Below are 22681 nucleotides of genomic sequence, written 5' to 3' on the forward strand. Positions count from 1 at the left end.
TAAGCGTGTAGTCAACTTGAACCAAAAGAAACGTAAGATCGTCAGCGCGATATACTTAAAACGCTCTGTCTTGGTGCCGTAGCGCCCTACGTAGCACGTAAGCACGACCCGTAGGACAGTGAGCCACAGGCCTCTTGCTCCAAGGTTGTCTAGGCTCAGAAGCCATTGTTTTTGGCACGATGAGGTAACTAAAAGATTGCTATTAACGCAATGCCTCTTTTCCGCCCCTATTGTCGGATGCCGCGGCCACTACGGATGTCGTGTAAGGGCTCATAACGGACATTAGCGAATGGCAGTAATGGGGGACAAAGCTGCCGTCCGCAAATACAGGTTTTGTTTCATTCTTGATAATGATAAGAATTACTTTTAGTTTTCAAGGCAATGAATGATGGATGAAGATAAACTAGAATATAAACTCGGTAAAGTTTGTGATGCCGATAGTTTTATTGAGTTTCTTAAGGCATTGCATGATGATAAAGTAATGTCTGAAGTACAAGAGAAAACCACTCCATCAAGCCCGTATGAATCTAATGCTAATGGTTGGGAAAATACAAATTTAATCCATTTTTTCGAGGCAGCTGTTGCTTGGTCTAAAACCACTGTAGCCGATAGTATAATAAGCGATGCTACAGCGAAAGATGCATGGCTATCTGCAGCTCATATTATTTATGCTGGTAAAATATATGAGTGAATATAATCCATGACAAGATTTGGCCGACAAGATTCACAGTTTCAATTGCCAACTTTTGCTGGAAAAACGATATCTGAATTATTTGCATATGGCGAAGTGAACAGCGCTGAGACTGTAGAAATTATTATAGTAAAGCTTGATGATGACCACCTTTGGCACCGGTTCTTTTTAGATGCAGGCATTGGGTTTTATTCTGAATGTATGACTAAAGATGATGCTTTAGATGGTTATAAAGTCTCTATGGAAACGGACTATACTTCTAAATGGAAATTAAAAGGAAAAACTATTAATTCGGCTCGTTGTATTGGAACTCAGCTTAACCAACCTGAGCTTTCTCAATTCGTGTTTATGTTAGATAATGAGATAATCACTTTAAAATACTCAGATCAAAATGATATGGATTCTGAAACAATACTGTTACTCTCTTCCAAATTATAAATGTCTAGTTTGGGCTCAAAGCAGACATACAAACGTTTTAACCAAATACCTATTTACGCATCATTAGGCACCCTAAACGGCATGCCATCTGCAACGGCTTGCCAGACGTCTTGGGTTAGTTTTTTGCGATCACTGTAATCCGTGATCTTCAAAGGCTCGTGGAATACGATTTCCAAACGTCCCTGTTTGCGTTGTGATAGCACATGTCCCATATGTTCAAGCAGTCCCATATCTCCCCACCAACCGTAAAAGTCATGGCGTTTTCCTGCTGGTCCGTAATAAAGCGCTGTTACGGGCTGAACCCACATGCGATCAGCCAAGTCAGGGGAAAAGAACGCGCCAAAGAGCGATGATTTAAACGGTAATACGTGCAAGCCATCTGTGCTGGTGCCCTCTGGAAAGAACAGTAGTTTATGACCCTTTAGTGCGTGTTCTAAAAACAGGTCATGCTGACGTCTGGCATCTGTGCGTTCGCGTTTGATAAATAATGTTCCTGCGGATCGTGCCATGAAACCAATTGCGGGCCATGATTTCACTTCGTCTTTGGATGCAAAAAAGACATTATGGCAGACGTGTAAGGTTAAAATATCCAACCACGATGAATGATTGGCAACAACGACACCCGCGTGTTTCATTGGCTTGCCTTTGGTTGTCACGGGTAAGCCAATGATTTTCAAGCAAATCCAGCATGCTGTGCGCACGATACGTTGACCGATACGCCATGCGCCGGCAGCACGAAAGAGCATCATCGGAACCATAAGTGTGGCGATTGTGATGACGCCTAAACTGGCACGCACGACCACACGTATCCATTGCAGACCAGAAGGACGATCTAATTCGATTGGTTCCCCCCCGTCCCATCTGATCATGCAGCGCTGTCCCGTTCGTATAACGCTTTGTATTTTTCAGACATCTGTGCTGTGTCCATAACCAAACAAACATCAATCGTGTTAAAGGCATGATCCACAAAAGCGCCTTTGCCAATTGTCCCGCCCAACCGCAGATAGGATTTAATGAGTGCGGGCAATTGTGTTGATGCTTTTGGCCTGTTGATGTCTTCTATCGCAAGTAAATCAATTGAAATTGCATCATTACCATATGCTGAAACGCACAGATCATCTGGTGCTAAATAGTTATGGTGAAGGAAAGACAGAGCATGAGCAATGTCATTGGGATTTGTACCATGAAAAGACGCCACGCCAAACAATATCTCAATCTTGTGCGCAGCCACATAATCCGCCAATGCACTCCATAACAGATGCATTGCAGCACCACCTCGGTAACGTTTATCCACACAGGAACGCCCAAGTTCCAATGATTTACGATCAGATTGAATGATTTTATCCAAATGAAATTCTGATGCAGAGTAAAACCCAATACCTTTGCTTGCGACATCCCCTCGTAGCAACCTGTAAACACCAATTACATTATCTGTTTCTGGCAGTGTTTTATCTTGAAGTATTAAATGATCAACATGCGCATCAAATGCATCGCATTCCAAACCATCCTTGGCATAGTCTGGATCAACAACCCCACCAAGCTCTTTAACAAAGACACGGTATCGCAGTTTCTGGGCGGCTTGCATCTCTATAGATGTTTCCGCCAGCTTAATTGAGAATTCCGCGCTATCGTGTTTCATCGTTAAAACCGTAATGTACCATCCTGTTTTGCTGATACGGCGTTTTTCAATTCCTTGCAAACATTCTGTACCAAAGTCCACAAAAGTATAACTCTGCAAAATTAAAAAATTAACTAACTTTTAATCAATATCATTTTTGATCAATCACAAGACGTAATTCTACACGCGAGCCTTTAATGACAATTTTTCCTGCATGTTCAAAATTCACTGTTATCTTTCCATCAATAACAGATTGCACTTGCCCCAAGCCCCAATCGGATTGGGTAGGATGGCGTACAAAATCACCCGGCGTCAAAAAATCATTCATGCAGTATCCTTACTTTCGCAAAGGTCAATATAATGCTTGATAAGAAATCTGACATTGCGGCAAATATAGGATCGCGCATTTGTCATGACCTTATCAGCCCTATAGGCGCTATCAGTAATGGCTTAGAACTTCTAGAGCTTTCAGGGATACCTCAAACCCCAGAGATGATATTGATTGCCGATAGTGTGCGAGCGGCCAATGCTAAGGTTCGTTTTTTACGCATAACCTTTGGTGATGCTTCAGGTGATGGTGCTATTGGAATATCTGAGATCGCAGATATATTGGCGCATTATTATGGCAATGGTCGCTTGAATGTTAAATGGCATGTCGACACACCGCTTAGCCGTAAAGATTTGAAGCTGTGTTTTCTCACTTTGATGTGTTTGGAAAATACGCTGCCTTATGGCGGAACCATCGCAGTTTCAGATCATGGTGATGGGTGGCAGTTCGAAGCGATTGGAGACCAAGTCAAAACAGAAGATGTTATTGATTTAGCTTCGCAGCGTTTTTACGTATCAAACGGATCATCTACCGTTCAATACTCAATAACCCAAATGATGCTTTCTGATGGTGGGTATAAGATACGTTTTACTCAGGCTGAAAACAACTTATCCGTTTTGATTACTTCCCAATAAACCTAAATTCAGTTAAAGACCCAGAGCCTTCAATGTGTTTTGTAATAACAGTTATTAATTGCGGCCCACGTTTAAACTCAAATTTATTCTCACCACTTGAAGCTTTAACTGGTTTACCAGAGAAACCCATTTTCTTTAATGTAGCTAAAGATGTCTGGAATGCTTTTTGGCCTTCCGCATACTCTGTGAAAAAGAACGTTCCAATACACAAAGTATAACCGCTATTTTTCTTCCAGTTTTCAACTCTTACGCTGATATCATATGCACCTTGTTTAAGCCAATATTTGCTTTTCTTTTTTCGCAAAGTTGCTTGTTTATATCCTCGTTCAGCCAGTCCAGCCAATGCCGCGTTTTTAGTACCGATAGAATTCACACATGCCTTTGTAAAAGCAATAGTTTCAGCAACAACATCAGCGTCTTTTGCATGAGCTGCTTGCGGTATCAGAAGGCAAAACATTAAAGAAAACGCTTTGTAATATCTTAAAATATATCTCATAAGAAACCTTTTTGTTTAAATTTAGATTACAGATAAACCATCACGGAAACGGCGCATATTTGATTGGTACATCATTGCAGATACGGTGAGACGTTGAATGGCAGCTTCATCCAATTCTCGGATCACTTTGCCAGGCATACCCACAACCATTGATCCGTCGGGGATAACCTTACCTTCTGTGATTAACGCCCCTGCTCCGATCAAACAGTTATTGCCGATCACAGCACCATTTAACACAGTGGCACCCATCCCAATCAGAGTGTTATCACCGATGGTGCAACCATGGATCATTGCCTTGTGGCCAATCGTACAATTTTTGCCAATCGTCACAGGAAAGCCTGGGTCTGTATGGATCACTGTGTGTTCTTGGATGTTCGACCCTTCGCCCAATGTGATTGGTTCATTATCGCCGCGCAGTGCGCAACCGAACCAAATACCAACGGCCTCTTGGATATGAACATTACCGATGACTTGAGCGTCAGGTGCCACCCAATAATCGCCGCTTTCTGGTGTTGTAGGCTTTACGCCATCCAATGCATATAGGGTCATGATAAAGCCTCAAATTCTGCGTTTAGATTGTTCACGTGCTCCATCAGATCATTACGGCGCACACGTTTTGTGCGTTCGGCAATCAGGATTGATTTTAACGTTTCAAATGAAGCTTCAAGATCATCGTTCACAATCAAATATTCATATTCACGCCAATGGCTGATTTCATCTTTGGACTTTGACATACGGTTGGCAACCACTTCGGCGCTATCTTGACCACGGCTGTTTAAGCGGCGTTCAAGCTCAGCGATGGACGGTGGTAAGATAAAGATAGAAACCACATCGCCGCTCATTGTGCTTTCGCCGATTTGCTGACCGCCTTGCCAATCCACATCAAACACAACGTCTTTGCCTATGCTTACGGCATCTTCAACGGGTTCGCGTGGAGATCCGTAGAAGTTTCCGAAAACTTCAGCGTGTTCCAGCATATCGCCGCTTGCAACCATGGCTTCAAACCCTTCGCGGGTTTTAAAGTAATATTCGCGTCCATCTTGTTCGCCAGAACGCGGGCCGCGCGTGGTTGCGGATATTGAAAACTGTAAATTACTGTCCCAATCCAATAACATACGCGATAATGTCGATTTACCTGCCCCTGATGGCGACGATAGGATAATCAGTAATCCACGGCGATTGTTTTCAGTCATTTTTATTCCACATTCTGTACTTGTTCGCGCATCTGGTCGATAACGGTTTTTAACTCTAATCCGATTTGCGTCAACGCTGTATGTCCTGCTTTAGAACATAAAGTGTTGGCTTCGCGGTTGAATTCCTGTGTTAAGAAATCAAATTTACGACCAATTGGCCCTTTGGCTTTTAACAATTCACGTGCCGCATTTACATGCGCTGTCAAACGGTCCAATTCTTCCATGACATCAGACTTAACCGCTAGGATTGCCAATTCTTGCGTCAAACGCGCTTCGTCAACACCATCTGCATTTTGCAGGATTTTTTGAATGTTGGCATGGAAAGCTTCTTTGGTTTTATCAGAACGCTCTGCCAGAATATCAGAGGATTGCTTATTCAACGTCTCAATCTGATCCACCTGTTCCGAAAGGATGGATTTCAGGCTGTCGCCCTCGGTCTGACGGGCTTTGGTAAAATCAGTTAAAACTTTTTGAAAATCTGACTTGATCGTTTTTTGAAGTGCCGCATCATCTTGTTTATCCGGGGACGCCATTTCAATAACACCGCGCACAGATAATAGATCTGCACCACGGGTCACAGCCAGCGATAAACCTTTATTCAATGCGCGTTCTTCCGCAGTTTTCACCGCTTCAATCACAGCATCCAAGTTTTCCACATTCAAAACAGGTGCTGCATCTTCGGCGCCTTGCTTAATTCGCAATCCGATATTCACAGTGCCACGCGCGCAAGCCTTGGCTGTTTCTGCTTTGACGAACTTTTCGATTGCATCAAATCCTTCTGGCAAACGGGTGCGAACGTCTAGGCCACGACCATTAACACTGCGTATTTCCCAGACCCAATGTGTGCCCTGATATTCGCCGCCTAATGACGCGAACCCTGTCATCGAATTAACCATTAATGAAACTTTACCTCTCATTTGAGATGATTTTGTGTAAAAAGCACCAAAGCGGGTGTTTATAAAGTGATAACAACTCTTAACGCTTTTCTCAATAAAACACCTAAAATTAAGCGAAAATTAAAACGGTGCGATGAAAATGCAAAATACAAAGCCAAAAACAGGTGTAATTCTCCAGATGCCCGCAGCCAAACAGCCAATGAAAGACAAAATCGCGGATGAGGTATTGAGCCATTGGGAAAGTTTAAGAAATGGTCGTTTGGTTCCGAAACGGTCAGATGTTGATCCACGCGCGTTGAAAAAAGCCCTAAATTACACATTCATCCTAGAGCAACATACCAATGGTGATCTGAAATTTCGTTTGGCGGGCAGTAAAGTCTGCGATTGCATGGGGATGGAAGTACGTGGGATGCCCGCACATGCCATCATCGACGTGCAAGATAGGGATCGTTTTCAATCTGCGTTACATCGTTTGCAAAAAGTGTCTGAGATTATTGATATGCAGTTAACCCAAGGTGCAAGGTTGATTTTACTGCCCTTATCCGACGAAAATAATGATGTAAGCCGCGTTTTAGGATGCCTTATTGCGAACCCTGATCGACCTGTGTTTCCGACACGAATGGGTATTTTATCCATCAATGCACAGCGGGTGGTGAATGCGCCATCTGTTAAAGCATTAGAGTTGGCAGAAACTCAAACACCGTTTCGCCCCCGCATAAAAAAGGCGGCCCGATCAGGACCGCCTGTTCTTAAACTTGTAAAGTAGCTTAACCCGCTTTGCGTTGTGCTTGCAGACGGTTTTCCAACTCTTCGGCCACCAAGAATGCCAATTCAAGCGATTGGGACGCATTAAGACGTGGATCACAAGCTGTGTGGTAACGGCTGGACAGATCTTCGTCTGTTACCGCTCGAACACCACCTGTACATTCTGTTACGTCTTTACCTGTCATTTCAAAATGAACACCACCTGGCACAGTACCTTCGGCTTTGTGAACAGCAAAGAATTCGCGTACTTCGCGCAAGATGCTGTCGAATGGGCGAGTTTTGAAGCCTGTTGATGATTTGATCGTGTTGCCGTGCATTGCGTCACATGTCCAAAGAACATTGCGGCCTTCTGCTTCGACAGCTTTGATCAATTTTGGTAAGTGATCACCAACATTGCCAGCGCCAAATCGTGCAATCAATGTCAAACGACCTGCTTCGTTTTCTGGGTTCAGCTTATCAATCAATCTCAACAGATCATCCGTTGTGATTGTTGGACCACATTTCAAACCGATTGGGTTTTGCACACCACGACAGAATTCAACATGCGCACCATCAGGCTGGCGTGTACGGTCACCGATCCAAATCATGTGACCAGAACCAGCAACTGGCAAACCAGTTGTGCTGTCAGTACGGCATAATGCTTCTTCATATTCCAGCAACAACGCTTCGTGTGATGTGTAGAAATCCACTGTGTGAAGCGAATGGTTGTTATCTGAATTGATACCCGCTGCGTTCATAAAATCCAAACTGTCGGAAATACGATCTGCCAGAACTTTGTATTGATCAGCCGCCCCTGCTGCATTGGCGAAGCCAAGGTTCCATTCGTGAACACGGTGAATATCGGCAAAGCCACCTTGGCTGAACGCGCGTAGCAAGTTCAATGATGCAGCAGCCTGTGTGTAGGCACGTAGCATATTGTCAGGGTTTGGAATACGAGCTTCTGGTGTGAAGTCCAAAGCATTGATGATATCGCCACGGTAGCTTGGTAATTCTACGCCATCTACAGTTTCAGTCGGTGCTGAACGTGGTTTTGCAAATTGACCGGCCACACGGCCGATTTTGATCACTGGCACTTTGGCGCCATATGTCAAAACCACAGCCATTTGTAGCATCACTTTGTAAGTGTCGCGGATCAAATCAGCGTTGAATTCATCGAAACTTTCTGCGCAATCGCCGCCTTGTAAAAGAAAGGCTTCACCGCGTGATGCAGCTGCTAATTTAGAGCGCAGATCACGGGCTTCCCCTGCAAATACCAAGGGTGGATAACGACCCAAGCGCGCCTCTACCTCTGCGAGTTTCGCAGCATCTGTGTAGTCTGGCATTTGGATGCGTTCTTTTGAACGCCATCCCGCTTTGTCCCAAGCCATGGTCATTGGCCTTCTCCATAATAAATTTTCAGAACACTCCCATAGAACAATTTTACAAGGGATTCTAGTGGACATTTGCAATCACAGACGCCTAGGATGAAACTATCACATATTACATTTTTTAGATGAATGTACGTAAATGCTTGCTTGGGTTTAAACTTTTTGCTCTAGCTTGCTGAATAATCTTGTTAACGGTTGATTCGTCACCTTTTTGGACAATTGCCCATGTCGCCTGTAGAAGCCACGATAGCCACTACGCCCACGAAAAACTTTGTGTTTTTGCTGCTGGATCAATTCTCTATGATCGCTTTCACCAGCGCCATAGAACCCTTGCGCTTGGCAAACAGCTTTAACGACAAGCCGCTTTATTCATGGACATTGGTGTCCGAAACAGGTGGCACAGCTGTGACATCCAGCAATATTGAAGTGAGTGTCAGTGGCAGTTTGGGCGAACTGAACCGTAATGATACAATCATTGTGTGTGGTGGCGTTAATATCAAAGAGAACACCACACGCCCTGTTTTAAACTGGTTGCGCCGCGAAGCACGTAAAGGCATGGCTGTAGGTGGTTTGTGTACCGCATCCTATTCATTGGCAGCCGCTGGATTGTTGAACAACAAAAAATGCACCATCCATTGGGAAAACTACGACAGTTTCGAAGAAGAGTTCCCAGATGTGGAACTGGTCAAAAGCGTTTTCACGGCAGAAGGCAATCGCTTTACATCTGCAGGTGGGACTGCTTCTGTGGATTTGATGTTAAAGTTAATAGGCGATGATCACGGCCCAGAGATTACAAATTGGTGTGCCGATCAGATGATCTATAACTCGATGCGTACCGAGCATGATGAACCGCGCTTGTCTATTCCAACGCGTATTGGTGTCCGCCATCCAAAATTGTCCAAAGTCATTCAAATGATGGAACAAAATATCGAAGAACCGATTTCACCATCCAACTTGGCAACAGATGTAGGTATGTCGACGCGCCAATTGGAACGCTTGTTCCGCCGCTATTTGGACCGCTCACCCAAACGCTATTACATGGAATTACGCCTGCAAAAAGCACGTAATTTGCTGATGCAAACGGATATGTCCGTGATCAATGTCGCCCTTGCTTGCGGCTTTGCCTCGCCTTCGCATTTTTCCAAATGCTACCGAACGCAATATGAAACCACGCCGTACCGCGAGCGTGGGGCCGTACCCAACCGACCACAGTAATCCAGACCATCAGGAGCAACGCCGATGAAAAAAACAACAAGAGTTTGTGTTATCGGAGGCGGCGTTGTTGGCTGTTCCGTTCTATATCACCTAACCAAGTTGGGTTGGTCAGATGTGATGTTGGTGGAACGGTCTGAGCTGACATCTGGATCGACATGGCATGCGGCTGGCGGCTTTCACACATTGAACGGCGATACCAATATGGCTGCTCTACAAGGCTATACCATTCGTTTGTATAAAGAGTTGGAAGAGCTGACAGGCATGTCTTGCGGCTTACACCATGTGGGTGGTGTGACTTTGGCGGATACTCCAGAGCGTATGGATATGATGTTGGCGGAACGTGCTAAACATCGGTTTATGGGGCTGGATACGGAAATCGTGACGCCAGACGAGATACAGAAAATCTCACCTATCACCAATATCGAAGGTGTGATTGGCGGTTTATATGACCCTTTGGATGGCCATCTTGACCCATCAGGCACCACACACGCCTATGCCAAGGCTGCGCGTATGGGTGGGGCAGAGATTGTTATCCATAATCCTGTGAAAGAAACCAATCAACGCGCAGATGGCACATGGGATGTTGTGACGGAAAAAGGCACCATTCACGCAGAACACATTGTGAATGCAGGTGGTTTATGGGCACGTGAAGTTGGTGCAATGGCAGGTGTGTATTTGCCGCTTCACCCGATGGAACATCAGTATTTAGTGACCGAAGAAACACCAGAGGTTTATGAACGCGACAGTGAGTTGCCACATGTGATGGATCCAGGCGGTGAAAGTTATCTGCGCCAAGAAGGGCGCGGGATTTGTATTGGCTTTTACGAACAACGCTGTGACCCATGGGCTGTGGATGGCACACCACAAGATTTCGGGCATGAATTGCTGGAAAACAAACTGGACCGCATTTCTGAAAGCGTTGAATTTGCGTTCAACCGTTTCCCTGTGCTGCAACGCGCTGGCATCAAAACCATTATCAATGGCCCCTTCACATTCGCCCCTGACGGCAATCCTTTGGTTGGCCCTGTGCCAGGGCTGCGCAACTATTGGTCTGCTTGTGGTGTTATGGCAGGGTTCAGCCAAGGGGGCGGTGTTGGCCTGTCTTTGGCGCAATGGATGATCGAAGGTGAGGCAGAACGTGATGTTCATGCGATGGACGTGGGTCGTTTTGGTGATTGGATTACACCAGATTACACACGCCCGAAAGTCGTGGAAAATTATCAACGTCGCTTCTCGGTCTCTTATCCGAATGAGGAATTGCCCGTAGCCCGTGAATGGAACACCACGCCGATGTATGACATCTGGAAAGAACAAGGCGCTGTATTTGGTGCCCAGTTCGGCATGGAAGTGGTGAATTATTTCGCTGCTGATGGTGAGGCAGATTATGAAACACCAACGTTCCGCCGCTCAAACGCGTTTGAGGCAACAGCGCGGGAAGTTATGGCCGTTCGTAATTCTGTTGGCATCAATGAAGTGCATAACTTTGGCAAATACCGTGTCACAGGTGCGGGATCACGTGCGTGGTTAGATCGTATTATGGCTGGACGTATTCCAAAGGTTGGGCGTATATCTTTGACACCAATGTTAAGTGCTAGAGGTAAGATATTAGGCGATTTTACAGTGACTTGCCTGTCTGAAGAGGAATTCCTTTTAACAGCCTCTTTCGGGATGCAAGCCATCCATATGCGGTATTTCGAACAGAATACTGATAATGGTGTAAGCATTGAAAACATCTCGACCAAACGCATAGGATTTCAAATTGCAGGACCAAAAGCGCGTGATGTTTTAGCAGCTTGCACCAATGCTGACGTCAGCCATGATGCGTTTAAGTTTATGGATGCAAAACATATCGACTTGGGCGGCATCCCTGCCCTTGTGCAGCGTGTCAGTTATACAGGTGATCTGGGGTATGAGATTTATGTCGATGCCAATCAACAGGTTGCTTTGTATGAAACACTGTCAAAAGCTGGTGCAGAATTTAATATGAAACCGTTCGGAATGCGCGCCATGATGTCTTTGCGCTTGGACAAAGGGTTTGGGTCGTGGAATGCTGAGTTCAGTCCAGATTATCTGCCAGCGGAAACAGGCATGGATCGGTTTACATCTTACGATAAACCCGCGGACTTCATCGGTAAAGCCGCTGCAATTGCCGAACGGGATGCAGGACCAACCCGTCATTTATGCACCTTTGAAGTGGATGCAGATGATACCGATGTGGGTGGATATGAACCTATTTGGGTGGATGGCAAGGTCGTTGGGTTCTGCACATCTGGTGGCTATTCACATTATGCGCAAAAATCGATCGCTTTTGCGTTCATTCCGAGCGATTTGGTGGATACAGATTTTTCTGCGAAAATCGAAATACTGGGAAAAATGTGTAAAGCCACACGTTTGGATACGGTTTTATTCGACCTAGAAAACAGCCGCATGCGTAGTTAAACGGTCTTTTCAACCTGTATAAAACCTTTAAATTAAACGTAAAAAGGGGATGTATATGCTTACAGGACGCACAGCCGTAATTACAGGATCAACCAGTGGGATTGGTCGTGGTATCGCATTGAAATTGGCGGCTGAAGGCGCGCAAATTATGATCAATGGTTTTGGCGACAAAGCTGACATTGATGCGTTGATTGCGGAATTGGAAAAATTATCTGGTAAACGTGCGTTTTATTCAGATGCAGATATGACCGACCCTGATCAGATCGCGGAAATGATTAAAATGGCCGATGCCAAAATGGGCGGTGTCGATATTCTGATGAACAATGCAGGCATACAACACGTCAGCCCCGTCGAAGATTTTCCTGCTGATAAATGGGAACAGATCATTGCGATTAACCTAAGCTCTGCTTTTTACACGACCAAAGCTGTGATTACAGGCATGAAGTCACGCGGTTGGGGGCGTATTATTAATCTGGCATCTGCCCATTCCTTGGTCGCATCACCCTATAAATCGGCTTATGTCGCAGCCAAACACGGTATAGCTGGTTTGACCAAAACTGTCGCTTTAGAAGCGGCTGAATTTGGGGTCACAGTGAATGCTGTTTCACCTGGATATGTGCTGACGCCATTGGTGCAAGCCCAGATCGATGCCGTTGCCAAAGATCGCGGCATTAGTGAAGATGAAGCAAAGCTAGAAGGGTTTCTGGCGAAACACCCAAACAAAGATTTTATCGAAGTGGATGATGTTGCAGCCACGGTTGTTTATTTATGCTCTGATGCTGCGAAAGGCATCACGGGGACGAATATATCCATGGATGGCGGATGGACGGCTGTTTGATGAAAAATCATCATAAATCCGAGTTATAATTCCTAAGGAATTACAAACACCCGTTAACATTTCCACCCTAGTTAAGAGGATACCTTCCACAACGAAAGTATCCTCATGTTCCTTAATTCTAAACTCCCGCTTCTTCTCTCTACTCTAGTACTCGCAAACTGCGGAGGCGCAGGTGAAGCTGTGATAAACCGTTTTGACACGGGCCAAGATATTTCCGATTTCATCGGCCCCTCTTCGGGTGACAATATAAAAATTAGCGCAGCACCTGCAAATGCATACGGTCAACATATGACCCTTGCGAACGGTTGTTCTTACTCACGTGCGCAAGCGCCGGGATACGCACCTACATGGCATCTTATTTTGAATCCACATCACCTTGGCCAACCAAATGCACACAAAGGCTGTGCTGCAATGTTGAGTTAATAATCCAGCTTAGTTTGGGGTCATTCGGTAAAGCACGCCATCGCCAACGGCCAAGAAATAGATCGAGCCATCTGGGGCTTCGCGAATGTCGCGAATACGGTCATATTTCTTGGTGAATAAGCGTTCCTCACCCGTGATCCTATCCCCTTTGCGTTCAAGACGTGAAATCATATCGAATTTGAGTGAGCCCACAAAGATGTCACCTTTCCATTCAGGCCAAAGTTTACCCGAATAGATCATCATACCAGAGGGGGCGATAGACGGATCCCAATAAAACTTGGGCTGTTCCATCCCATCTTTATGTGTGCCTTCGCCGATTTTACCACCCCTGTAATGAATACCGTATGAAATTACAGGCCAACCATAGTTTTTGCCGCGTTCAGGTTTGTTAACCTCATCGCCGCCTTTAGCACCATGGGCCACTGTCCATAACTGGCCTTGTAAGTCCAGAGTAGCGCCTTGGGGGTTCCGGTGGCCGATTGAATAGATTTCACCGCCACCATTTGGATTTACCCGAATAACCTTGCCATTATGGTGCTGCAAGCTTTGCGCTTTGGGGCGGTCACCACGATCACCAACCGTGACATATAGAAAACCATCTTTGCCTTCGACCACGCGCGATCCAAAGTGACGCCCCGCTTTACTGGCATGTATTTGACGGTATAGAACCTTAAAATCAGAAATTTGGGTGCCATCAGCGGACAGCCGTGCGGTTCCCAATGCCGTCCCAGCGCCGCCTTTACGGGGTTCCGCATAGGTCAGATAAACTTTGCGGGTCTTGGAGAAATCACGTGCAATAACCACATCCAGTAATCCACCTTGCCCACTGGCCCAAACCTTTGGCACACCAGAGACCTCTTGCCGCTTGCCATTCTTAAAATGGATCAAAACGCCATCACGTTCTGTAATCAACAGGCCACCATCAGGCAGAACACCAACGGCCCAAGGGGCGTATAGATCATCTAAAACTGGTTCAATTTTGACAGTTCCACTGTCATGCCGCATCACATCAGCAACGGACATGCCTGTTGAAAGGAATATCCCCGTACAAATTTGTAAAATGATGTGCCCAGTTTTCACCATTCACCCACATTATCCATAGAGGCCCAGGGTTCTGTCGGTTGCAAGGCATCACCTTGCTGAAGCAGTTCAATTGATACATTATCTGGCGACTTAATAAACGCCATTCGCCCATCACGTGGGGGGCGATTGATCGTAACACCTTTGTTCAGTAAATCATTACAGGCTTCGTATATATTTGGCACTGAATAGGCCAAATGGCCCCAACTACGCCCTGTTTCCAATTTTTCATCGCTGTTCCAATTATACGTCAGCTCTAATTCAGGGGCATGATGTTCCGAGGAGCTTTCTTCGTCTTCTGATGCCGTTAAGAACACCAATGTAAATTTACCTTCCGGATATTCAGTGCGACTGCGTTCGATCAATCCAAATTTGTTGCACCAAAAATCCAAAGACGCGTCTAAATCACTGACGCGCACCATTGTATGTAAAAATTTCATACCATATCTCCTGTAATATTCACCAACATCATATCCACGTGTTTACCTTTGTCCAATGACTTCGGCGGAGTTTCACCAATGAATTCCCCCCCCTATCCGTATATCCACTGAAAGGATCATGCTTGCGATAGAACTCGTGTATGGGTATTTTCAACAAAACGGGGGAAATCATGGGTTTTTATCAGACGGTCACACTCGCATTCTGCATCGGCATGGCCGTTATATGGATCGCATCCAAATTGCCTGTGTCGCAAAACCCGCTACAAAGGCCCCTTATCCTTTTGTCTGGTATTGCAATGATTGGCGTCATATTATGGCTGCTGTTGCAGATTTTCATTGGCCTGCCAAGCCTTGCTCAAACAGTAGATTTACCAGCGATTGGTCTTGGGTTATTGATCGCTTATGGCTTTGAAAATGCAAAAAACGCTCTAATTGAACGAGCAAAAAACAAGTTCAAATAGCACTTCCCATATCTTGCTCTTGTGAACGCGCATGTTATAGGTCGATTTATGCAGAAAACAGCCAAACACATCCTCAGCGTCGCCCCCATGATGGACTGGAGAGAAAGAGTAAATAACTCATAGATTTACGAGATCTTCTGTGCACCATCCGTGCAGTAATTGCTATCTGTTCAGTCAATGTAGGGAAGGATATGAACATCCCCATTATCAGTAATTCTCACTCATTTATTCAAAATCGCGCAAAATTTATTAATCCTCAAGCAATCTGATCATATAATAATGTTTTTTCATCCATAATCAAAACATAAGGTCAAATTATAACAACATTATCAATTATGAAGACAAGGCATTTAAATTATCTAAATGCCTTGCGCAGTTTTTAAATTACTCGGCTGCGATTGTTGATGACGAACTTAAATATTTTAAAATCATATCAGGGGCGCTTTCACCATAAGGGTCTTCGGAATGATTGTCTGAACGCCCAGGTTCCTCGAACCAAGCTTCAATCACACCATTATTTACGATAGCTGCATAACGCCACGAACGCAGACCAAAACCTAAATTATCTTTTTGAACCAACATTCCAATTTTACGGGTGAACTCTCCAGACCCATCAGGGATAACCTTTACATTGGTAATCTTCTGTTGCTCAGCCCATTTATTCATTACGAAACTGTCATTAACAGACATACAATAAATTTCATCAATACCTTTCTCATTAAATCTTGTAAAATTTTCCTCAAAACCAGGAAGTTGATACGTAGAGCATGTTGGCGTAAACGCCCCTGGTAATGAGAACAACACAACACGTTTTCCATCAAAATATTCTGATGTCGTTTTATCTAGCCATCTAAATGGATTATCTGATTTGATTGTATCGTCACGAACACGCGTTTTAAATGTGACACTTGGAAGTTTTAATCCTGTTTTCATAGTTAAGTATTTCCTTGTAAAATTATGATTTCTTTCAGGGTGGTAGATAAAATGAAGGGGATGCTGTTCCCCTTTGAGAGTAGCCAATACGGCATCCGCGATAATAGGCGCTTGAGCAAATCCGCCAGTATTATGTCCGCCAGAAACAATAAATGTGCCCCCTGACGAACACACTTCACTATGATACAAACCAAGTGAAGTAGCGGTCCAAGGCCGAATGCAATATTTATAGTTTGGCTGAAAATCATCAGCGCCTTCTGGCAAACAATCTCCAAAGTATTCTTCAGCAGTATCTTTTAATGCATCATATAATACATCCAACTGATTTTGATTTATCAATTGCTCATACTGTTTTTGCTCACTGACATCTCCAACATACCCATAACCAGAACCGATTATTAAAGCATTATGACCACGGCTATTACAGGCAACAGTTATATTTGAATCTTCTGCCAAATGACCTTTGCGCGCAAGTTTGAGTGATTTTTGCAATGGCAATCGCTTGTGATTAGGAATTTCCAACCATGCACCTAAGACGCCATGAATTTTCCCCTCACACGGTGTATGCTGCAAGAGCTCATTACCATAAACACCTGGTGAGATTACATAATGATCTGATTGTAATAGAGTATCGCCAGTCAATAATCCTGCAACAACGTTATGCTTAGTACGCAACACTTTATCAATTTGCGTGTTCCAATGTAGTTTGGCACCCTTATCCGTAATAAGCTCAACTAGTTTTTGAACGAATTTATGTACATTTACAGTGAAACCTTTGACTAAAATACCACCTGCAATTTTACCTTTTTCGCAGGCCATTTTCAATGAGGGGAAATTCTCTTTTATGTAAGTAATGTCATAAGTATCTAGCAAAGCGCCCAATTTATCCTGACGCACAATGTCCCATTCGAACTGTTGTGGCGTATTATACAAGCGTAATATTCCATCCCTATGTACAACATCTTGAAAAATCTCATTATGATTACTTACAAGATCAATCCACAAAGGTTCGGCAGCAGCATTAAGCTGATAGATATCTTCGCTATAAACAGATGCTAACCATGGTGGAATGGAGTTATGGGTGTCCAACCACTCATGCTGCTTTCCATTCTCTCTGATATCATCTTGAATAAGCCAGCCCCCGCTTGAGATATTATTTTCAAAAATAGGGTTTTTTTGGCAAAGCCTGTCCTTAATATTGTAATTATCCATTTCTGTTAAAGTGAACATTCGCGCATCGCCGCCGCCATTAGAGCAACCATGTTCACTCCAATGACCGTTACCTGGTTTTGGCGCTTGATCAAATATATCTACGTTGTAGCCATTATCTAAGAGCTGCAAAGCAAGAATAAGATTAGTAATCCCCGCACCAACAAGCATAACGGATTTACCAGTCAATATATCAGGCATTGCTAAACGCGTAGAATGTTTCAAGAACCATTGCTCCATACTACTTAAAGCAACACCAAGACCTTCATTACTAATTTCTACTTTCTGAAAAATAACTCCTTTGGGATATGTTTGCTTTGGCAGACCTGGGTGTGCAATAAATACATCATCTTCAGCATTTGATAACCATTGTTCTACGACTGCTTTTGAGGGCGGTACGCTACAAATTAACCCCTTTGCTCCTTGCATAATAAGGTTGTTAAGCAGCTTTTTTTCGCCTTCATACCCACTGGATGTTTTTATCCAGTGGGTATTTGGCGTCGCAAACAATGACCGGTCAATTTCGGTTGTTTCAATGTTTATGACTATCTGCATGACTTACATTTTCTTCATACGTTCAAGCAGAACATCACAGATGGTTCCAGCAGCATCTAAACGCCGCACTACGCCCCAGATCATATCTGGCAGAACGTTTGGATTTTCGCTAATAAGTGGCAGAACTACGTTGTCCATCCAACCAGATGCATGCACTACATCCAAACTAATATGTTGTATCAAATATGGCATATTTTCATCAGGAACGCCGACGCGTCTCCATCCAAAAACTTGTTTACGTAAGCGACCAGGAACAACTTCTTCGGTAGCCAAAAGCATGCCAATCAATTCAGCTAGTTTATTACGATTGAACCCTGCAAGCATGTACATATTGGCCAATGCAAGCTCTTCAACGCAAAACCCTTCTATATTTTCATATCTTTCGGCAGTAATACCGATCTTTTCCATCATATTGACGCGCATAGTGCGGTGCACGCCATCCACTTTCATTTCACCCATCTCATCAAGATAGTTATTTAAAATCTCCATTTTCATTTCATCATAAATGCCAGGCAGCATTAAAGAAACGATATCACCGAACAACATATCGAATGGCGCTTCTTGAACAATGAACTCACTCAGTTGTTCAAATGTGGCTTCATGTTCTAGGAAATCAAAAACTGGGTGATGTACGTTATGTGGGTGTTGTTTTACATGCTCTTTGATTGCACCAGAAAGATCATCTTTGCCCGCTGCAACCAAAGCATCGAAATCCCCACTCAAACGTTTACGATCACTCGCATCCACGGCTTCACTAAACAAATGTACAATACGCATAAAAACAGGAAGCTGTGCGTTGATAGCATCTTTTTTCCAATGTAACGCAAAATTTGCGGTTAGAATTTGGAAAACAGTACGGTGCAAATCAAGGAGAGCATCTGGGTCTGCTTGCCCAAAAGCTTTTTCAATCAATTGCTTTGTATAGGATACGGCTTCTTCTTCAATGTCAGATGTACACTCACGGTCGAAGCCTTTCTTATAAACGTTGCTTTGTGCGAACGAGAACAGGCTTGTCGCGATCTTTGCGTTACTTGGTTTAAAAAGTTGGTTCATTAATTTATTTCCTCTTGCCATGTGGCGATCAATTACTAGGCGATAAAACCCAGATGCAGGCCAACAGCGGCCCTAGCATAGATTTCATGCTTGCCAGATCGTCACAAAATTCGAGGTAATATGTCTAATACCTAAAATGGGTATTAGACATTTATATAGTGGTAAAAATTGTGAGCGAGAGTATAGAAGCCGTAATGGACTATGTAACTAAATCCATTAATAATTTTCTGTCGTCCCCACTCAAGAACAATCAGTTTTTGATCACATCCTTTGACGGCGATATTATACATTAGCTCCACGAGGCAGCCCGCAAAAACTGAATCAATCAGCAGAACTCGTCATTAAAAACCATCTTTGGTAAAGCATTATAGCACTTATGGTACAAGTGCTCGAACAAGTTCCTTCATATGCAAAGTGCCTACGGTTTCGTCATTGTCTACAACTTCATAACAACAGTTGGTATTACCACCTGACAATGCAATTACTTTCTCTAGATTATCTGACGCCTGAACTTGCCCTGTTATTTTTAGCAGCCTGCCATCTTTTGGCGACATAACTGAACGAACCCTTAATACACGTGCACGATTAATATCGGCCACAAATTCTTCAATATACGGGTCCTTTGGGTTTAATAAAATACCTTGAGGATCGCCTTGTTGAACAACATACCCATCTTTCAAAATCACGAGATGGTCCGCCAATTTAAGTGCTTCATCTAGATCATGGGTGATAAACACAATTGTCTTATGAAGCTCTTTTTGAAGCTCTAGTAACAAATCCTGCATATCTGTTCGAATAAGGGGATCTAGAGCAGAATATGCTTCATCCATCAACATGATTTCAGAATCCGATGCCAATGCACGTGCAATACCTACGCGTTGTTGCATACCACCTGATAACTGGTGTGGGTAATGGTTATCATATCCAGAGAGGCCAACACGCTCTAACCATTTTAAATTCTTAGTGGATGTTTCCTCAATGTCTTCACCACGTACCAGCGCCGACATTCCAGTATTTTCCAAGACAGTTTTATGAGGCAATAAAGCAAACTTTTGAAACACCATCGACATCGTATTTCGTCTCAACTGGCGGAGTTCGTTAACACCATAATCAAGAACATTTTCACCATTCACGAATACTTCACCCGATGTTGGTTCGATCAACCTGTTAAGGTGCCGGATTAATGTTGATTTACCAGATCCAGACAACCCCATTATGACTGTGATTTCCCCAGATTGGATATCTACATTTATGTTTTGCAAACCCATGACATGGGCATGTTGTTTTAGCAAATCTTGTTTGCCTAATCCATTTAGAACATGTTCCATCATAACATCAGGATTATTACCAAATATCTTATATAAAGAGCGGATGGATATTTTCGTTGTTTTAAGCATTTTTATCCCTCTTAGTTTTGTGTAGTGTTAATTCGGGACAAAGCAGCTTTACTGACACGATCCAATAAAATCGCCAACATGACGATACAGAACCCAGCAACCAGCCCTACGCCCAATTCAAGATTGCGAATGCCTCGAAGTACAAGGACACCCAAACCTGGGGCAGAAACCAATGAAGCAATAACGACAAGTGACAACGCCATCATTATCGTTTGATTAAGGCCTGCCATAATGTTTGGCATTGCTAGAGGTAGTTGTACATTAATCAATTTCTGCCTGCTATTCATGCCATAAGCGTCGGCAGCTTCTATGACATCCTTATCTACAAGCCGGATGCCCAGATCTGTTAATCTCATAATCGGAACAATTGCATATAAAATTATGGCAATGCCATATAATTTTGACTCCGTCACACTAAACAAAAAGATCAAAGGCACAAGGTATACAAATGCTGGCAATGTTTGCAACATATCCAAAATGGGGATCATAGTTTTTTTAAATACGTTACTCTTGGACATTAAAACACCTAACGGTAGGCCTATGACAACACAAATAACAGTACAAACAGTGATAATTGATAATGTTTGAACCGCATGTAGATAATGATCAATGAAGGCAAAAAACATAAATGTTGCTAGAACCAAACCAACGATTGCAATCGACCTGGCAACATAAAAAGCAAAAACAGCAAGCGCGGGAATTAGAACAAACCATGGCATTGCGACAAATATTTCTAGTGAAGCATCCAAAGCCCAGCTCAATGGTTGTGTCATCGGGTCCAATACAAATTTAATTGCATCTTTTGTTGCTAAAAAGAAATCTTCCAAACCAGAAGTCATGTCTCTTGTGCGTGCAATTGCGGGGCAAGATGCGTTCAGTGCATCAAGCGATGGGAATGGTATATCCCAAAATGATGTACCCTCTATCTTGCTCACTTCATTTTGTCCGCTCTTTGACATAAAATCAGACATTGTCAAAAGGTTTCCTTCACTCTCCGATTTACACCAATCGGACAATCCAACCGATGTAAAAACATTATCATAAAACGCCATTTATTTTCCTATTGTAAACTTCACCAATATACTTGGTGTGAATAATGGAGGTGCGCATCTTGTGAGCACCTCCTTAACCGTACAAACTGGGAGACAGCCCTAAAACGGTTTATCTTTTTGTTTGCTTTTTATTTTAAGAAGCCGCTTAATTTTTCTTTTGCATCATCATCTAACCAAGCAGCCCATGTCTCTTTGTTGTTAGATAAAAAATAAACAGCAGCTTCTTCAGACGATGCAGAGTTATCTTGTTGCCAAGCTAAGACGCCGTTCATTTGAGCATTTGTCATAGAAACTTTGGACATAAGTTCAGCTATCTTAGGTTCTTTATCCTCAAAGCTCGTGGTAACCGCAGTAATCACGTCAGACGTTGGATAATTAGAAAGCCCTTTATTATCGCTGCATTCTGCAGAAGAGTTACACCTGTGAATTTCTTCATTCACAGGTGCAATATCAACCTTTACCATTGGATATTTACCTAAAACAGCGGTAGGTGCCCAATAATATCCAAACCACGGTTCTTTCGCTTCATATGCGGCAGCTATAGAAGCCGCAAGAGTTTCGCCTGAGCCGTGATTAAATACTTCTATACCTTTGCTTTCCATGCTTAAAACTGCAGCCATTGACCCACTGGATATTTTACAAGCCCAACCATCTGGACAATTGTGAAAACGACTTCCTACCAGCTCTGGATTTGCCAAAATCCCTTTTGCCGTTGTTAATTCTGGATGCTTTTCTGCGAGGTAATCAGGTATCCACCAGCCCTCTTCACCCCCGTCCGATAAAACCTTACCAACTGTTTTTATTTTTCCAGCATCAACCAGACCTGGATAAGCAGGAACATTTGCAACCCATAATTCTGTAACAATATCAGGTTCATTAGTTTCAGAAACGGACACAATTGAAGGAATTGTATCGGAAGGTACGAGAACAACTTCACAACCGTATCCTTGTTCCATAATAAACTTTGATACATGCGTTACAATAGAAGCAGACGCCCATCCCATTTCAGTGATGGATACTTGACCACAATCTGCATGAGCTTGTGAAGCAAACAGTGCCGTTGCAGACGTAAATGTTGCATAAACTACGGCTATTTTTGTATTTTTTTTCATTATATTCTCCCTATTATTAATAAGTAAAATGCGTTTCTTTCTAGCAA

The 22681-nt window shown here is 43.5% G+C and carries 24 protein-coding genes and 1 pseudogene; 9 read left to right on the top strand and 16 right to left on the bottom strand.

Annotated features, from left to right (window positions below):
- Positions 1 to 385: 385 nt before the first annotated feature.
- Both F9L33_RS13110 and F9L33_RS13115 read left to right on the top strand, forming a co-directional pair.
- On the top strand, positions 386 to 691 hold the full coding sequence (locus F9L33_RS13110) for a hypothetical protein (RefSeq protein ID WP_152143259.1): 306 nt from the start codon (positions 386 to 388) through the stop codon (positions 689 to 691).
- A gap of 9 nt (positions 692 to 700) precedes the next feature.
- On the top strand, positions 701 to 1129 hold the full coding sequence (locus tag F9L33_RS13115) for a hypothetical protein (RefSeq protein WP_152143260.1): 429 nt from the start codon (positions 701 to 703) through the stop codon (positions 1127 to 1129).
- Positions 1130 to 1182: 53 nt separating this feature from the next.
- Here the strand turns inward: F9L33_RS13115 and F9L33_RS13120 are convergent, their stop codons facing one another.
- The 3 genes from F9L33_RS13120 to F9L33_RS13130 are packed head-to-tail and all read right to left on the bottom strand — an operon-like array spanning position 1183 to position 3075.
- Positions 1183 to 1998 (bottom strand): 1-acyl-sn-glycerol-3-phosphate acyltransferase, encoded by an 816-nt coding sequence (locus F9L33_RS13120; protein WP_152143261.1) that lies wholly within the window; start codon positions 1996 to 1998, stop codon positions 1183 to 1185.
- Positions 1995 to 2849, bottom strand: a complete 855-nt coding sequence (locus tag F9L33_RS13125) for a GNAT family N-acetyltransferase (RefSeq protein WP_370452130.1) — start codon at positions 2847 to 2849, stop codon at positions 1995 to 1997. The genes F9L33_RS13120 and F9L33_RS13125 overlap by 4 nt, the downstream gene beginning before the upstream one ends.
- Before the next feature lie 49 nt (positions 2850 to 2898).
- Positions 2899 to 3075, bottom strand: coding sequence for a DUF3553 domain-containing protein (locus F9L33_RS13130; RefSeq protein WP_152143262.1), 177 nt, complete (start codon positions 3073 to 3075; stop codon positions 2899 to 2901).
- A 32-nt stretch (positions 3076 to 3107) separates the two neighbouring features.
- Here F9L33_RS13130 and F9L33_RS13135 point away from each other — a divergent pair, with 32 nt between their 5' ends.
- Entirely contained in the window at positions 3108 to 3710 is a 603-nt protein-coding gene (locus F9L33_RS13135; protein WP_152143263.1) for a histidine phosphotransferase family protein, read from the top strand.
- Here F9L33_RS13135 and F9L33_RS13140 read toward each other — a convergent pair.
- The 4 genes from F9L33_RS13140 to F9L33_RS13155 are packed head-to-tail and all read right to left on the bottom strand — an operon-like array spanning position 3697 to position 6283.
- Positions 3697 to 4206, bottom strand: a complete 510-nt coding sequence (locus F9L33_RS13140) for a hypothetical protein (RefSeq protein ID WP_152143264.1) — start codon at positions 4204 to 4206, stop codon at positions 3697 to 3699. The genes F9L33_RS13135 and F9L33_RS13140 overlap by 14 nt on opposite strands.
- A 21-nt stretch (positions 4207 to 4227) precedes the next feature.
- Complete coding sequence (locus F9L33_RS13145; RefSeq protein WP_152143265.1) at positions 4228 to 4755, bottom strand: gamma carbonic anhydrase family protein; 528 nt, start codon at positions 4753 to 4755, stop codon at positions 4228 to 4230.
- Positions 4752 to 5399 carry a guanylate kinase gene (gmk, locus tag F9L33_RS13150; protein ID WP_152143266.1) on the bottom strand — a complete coding sequence of 216 codons (648 nt, stop codon included), beginning with the start codon at positions 5397 to 5399 and terminating at the stop codon, positions 4752 to 4754. Before gmk ends, F9L33_RS13145 begins: the two co-directional genes overlap by 4 nt.
- Positions 5400 to 5401: 2 nt before the next feature.
- The gene (locus F9L33_RS13155; protein WP_152143267.1) at positions 5402 to 6283 is read right to left on the bottom strand and encodes a YicC/YloC family endoribonuclease; all 882 of its coding nucleotides are present in this window, start codon (positions 6281 to 6283) and stop codon (positions 5402 to 5404) included.
- 151 nt (positions 6284 to 6434) lie between these two features.
- On the opposite strand from F9L33_RS13155, the gene F9L33_RS13160 reads away from it, so the two are divergent.
- Positions 6435 to 7061 (top strand): PAS domain-containing protein, encoded by a 627-nt coding sequence (locus tag F9L33_RS13160; protein WP_193222047.1) that lies wholly within the window; start codon positions 6435 to 6437, stop codon positions 7059 to 7061.
- A gap of 1 nt (position 7062) precedes the next feature.
- Here F9L33_RS13160 and F9L33_RS13165 read toward each other — a convergent pair whose 3' ends face one another.
- On the bottom strand, positions 7063 to 8433 hold the full coding sequence (locus tag F9L33_RS13165) for a class II 3-deoxy-7-phosphoheptulonate synthase (protein WP_152143269.1): 1371 nt from the start codon (positions 8431 to 8433) through the stop codon (positions 7063 to 7065).
- 219 nt (positions 8434 to 8652) lie between these two features.
- Here F9L33_RS13165 and F9L33_RS13170 point away from each other — a divergent pair, with 219 nt between their 5' ends.
- The 4 genes from F9L33_RS13170 (at position 8653) to F9L33_RS13185 (ending at position 13342) form a co-directional block, all read left to right on the top strand.
- The gene (locus F9L33_RS13170) at positions 8653 to 9642 is read left to right on the top strand and encodes a GlxA family transcriptional regulator (RefSeq protein ID WP_152143270.1); all 990 of its coding nucleotides are present in this window, start codon (positions 8653 to 8655) and stop codon (positions 9640 to 9642) included.
- 24 nt (positions 9643 to 9666) lie between these two features.
- Positions 9667 to 12081, top strand: a complete 2415-nt coding sequence (locus F9L33_RS13175) for an FAD-dependent oxidoreductase (protein ID WP_152143271.1) — start codon at positions 9667 to 9669, stop codon at positions 12079 to 12081.
- A gap of 55 nt (positions 12082 to 12136) precedes the next feature.
- On the top strand, positions 12137 to 12919 hold the full coding sequence (locus tag F9L33_RS13180) for a 3-hydroxybutyrate dehydrogenase (protein WP_152143272.1): 783 nt from the start codon (positions 12137 to 12139) through the stop codon (positions 12917 to 12919).
- Positions 12920 to 13099: 180 nt separating this feature from the next.
- The gene (locus F9L33_RS13185) at positions 13100 to 13342 is read left to right on the top strand and encodes a hypothetical protein (protein WP_152143273.1); all 243 of its coding nucleotides are present in this window, start codon (positions 13100 to 13102) and stop codon (positions 13340 to 13342) included.
- Between the two features lie 9 nt (positions 13343 to 13351).
- On the opposite strand, the gene F9L33_RS13190 is transcribed toward F9L33_RS13185, so the two are convergent.
- Both F9L33_RS13190 and F9L33_RS13195 read right to left on the bottom strand, forming a co-directional pair.
- Positions 13352 to 14425 carry a PQQ-dependent sugar dehydrogenase gene (locus F9L33_RS13190; RefSeq protein WP_152143274.1) on the bottom strand — a complete coding sequence of 358 codons (1074 nt, stop codon included), beginning with the start codon at positions 14423 to 14425 and terminating at the stop codon, positions 13352 to 13354.
- Positions 14419 to 14862: a VOC family protein gene (locus F9L33_RS13195; protein WP_152143275.1), complete on the bottom strand. Its 444-nt coding sequence runs from the start codon at positions 14860 to 14862 to the stop codon at positions 14419 to 14421. The genes F9L33_RS13190 and F9L33_RS13195 overlap by 7 nt, the downstream gene beginning before the upstream one ends.
- Before the next feature lie 170 nt (positions 14863 to 15032).
- On the opposite strand from F9L33_RS13195, the gene F9L33_RS13200 reads away from it, so the two are divergent.
- Positions 15033 to 15323 (top strand): hypothetical protein, encoded by a 291-nt coding sequence (locus tag F9L33_RS13200; protein WP_152143276.1) that lies wholly within the window; start codon positions 15033 to 15035, stop codon positions 15321 to 15323.
- Between the two features lie 384 nt (positions 15324 to 15707).
- Here F9L33_RS13200 and F9L33_RS15955 read toward each other — a convergent pair whose 3' ends face one another.
- The 6 genes and pseudogenes from F9L33_RS15955 to F9L33_RS13225 form a co-directional block, all read right to left on the bottom strand.
- On the bottom strand, positions 15708 to 16256 hold the full coding sequence (locus tag F9L33_RS15955; RefSeq protein ID WP_226804148.1) for a peroxiredoxin: 549 nt from the start codon (positions 16254 to 16256) through the stop codon (positions 15708 to 15710).
- Positions 16257 to 16355: 99 nt separating this feature from the next.
- Positions 16356 to 18020: pseudogene (locus F9L33_RS15960) on the bottom strand (FAD-dependent oxidoreductase); the annotation flags it as partial.
- A gap of 3 nt (positions 18021 to 18023) precedes the next feature.
- Positions 18024 to 19073: an iron-containing redox enzyme family protein gene (locus F9L33_RS13210; RefSeq protein WP_193222048.1), complete on the bottom strand. Its 1050-nt coding sequence runs from the start codon at positions 19071 to 19073 to the stop codon at positions 18024 to 18026.
- A 374-nt stretch (positions 19074 to 19447) separates the two neighbouring features.
- The gene (locus F9L33_RS13215; protein WP_152143279.1) at positions 19448 to 20470 is read right to left on the bottom strand and encodes a glycine betaine/L-proline ABC transporter ATP-binding protein; all 1023 of its coding nucleotides are present in this window, start codon (positions 20468 to 20470) and stop codon (positions 19448 to 19450) included.
- Positions 20471 to 20481: 11 nt separating this feature from the next.
- On the bottom strand, positions 20482 to 21522 hold the full coding sequence (locus F9L33_RS13220) for a proline/glycine betaine ABC transporter permease (RefSeq protein ID WP_152143280.1): 1041 nt from the start codon (positions 21520 to 21522) through the stop codon (positions 20482 to 20484).
- A 128-nt stretch (positions 21523 to 21650) separates the two neighbouring features.
- Positions 21651 to 22634 (bottom strand): glycine betaine ABC transporter substrate-binding protein, encoded by a 984-nt coding sequence (locus F9L33_RS13225; protein ID WP_152143281.1) that lies wholly within the window; start codon positions 22632 to 22634, stop codon positions 21651 to 21653.
- Between the last annotated feature and the right edge of the window lie 47 nt (positions 22635 to 22681).

It is taken from the genome of Amylibacter sp. SFDW26 (genome assembly GCF_009184395.1).
Taxonomy (GTDB): Bacteria; Pseudomonadota; Alphaproteobacteria; order Rhodobacterales; family Rhodobacteraceae; genus Amylibacter.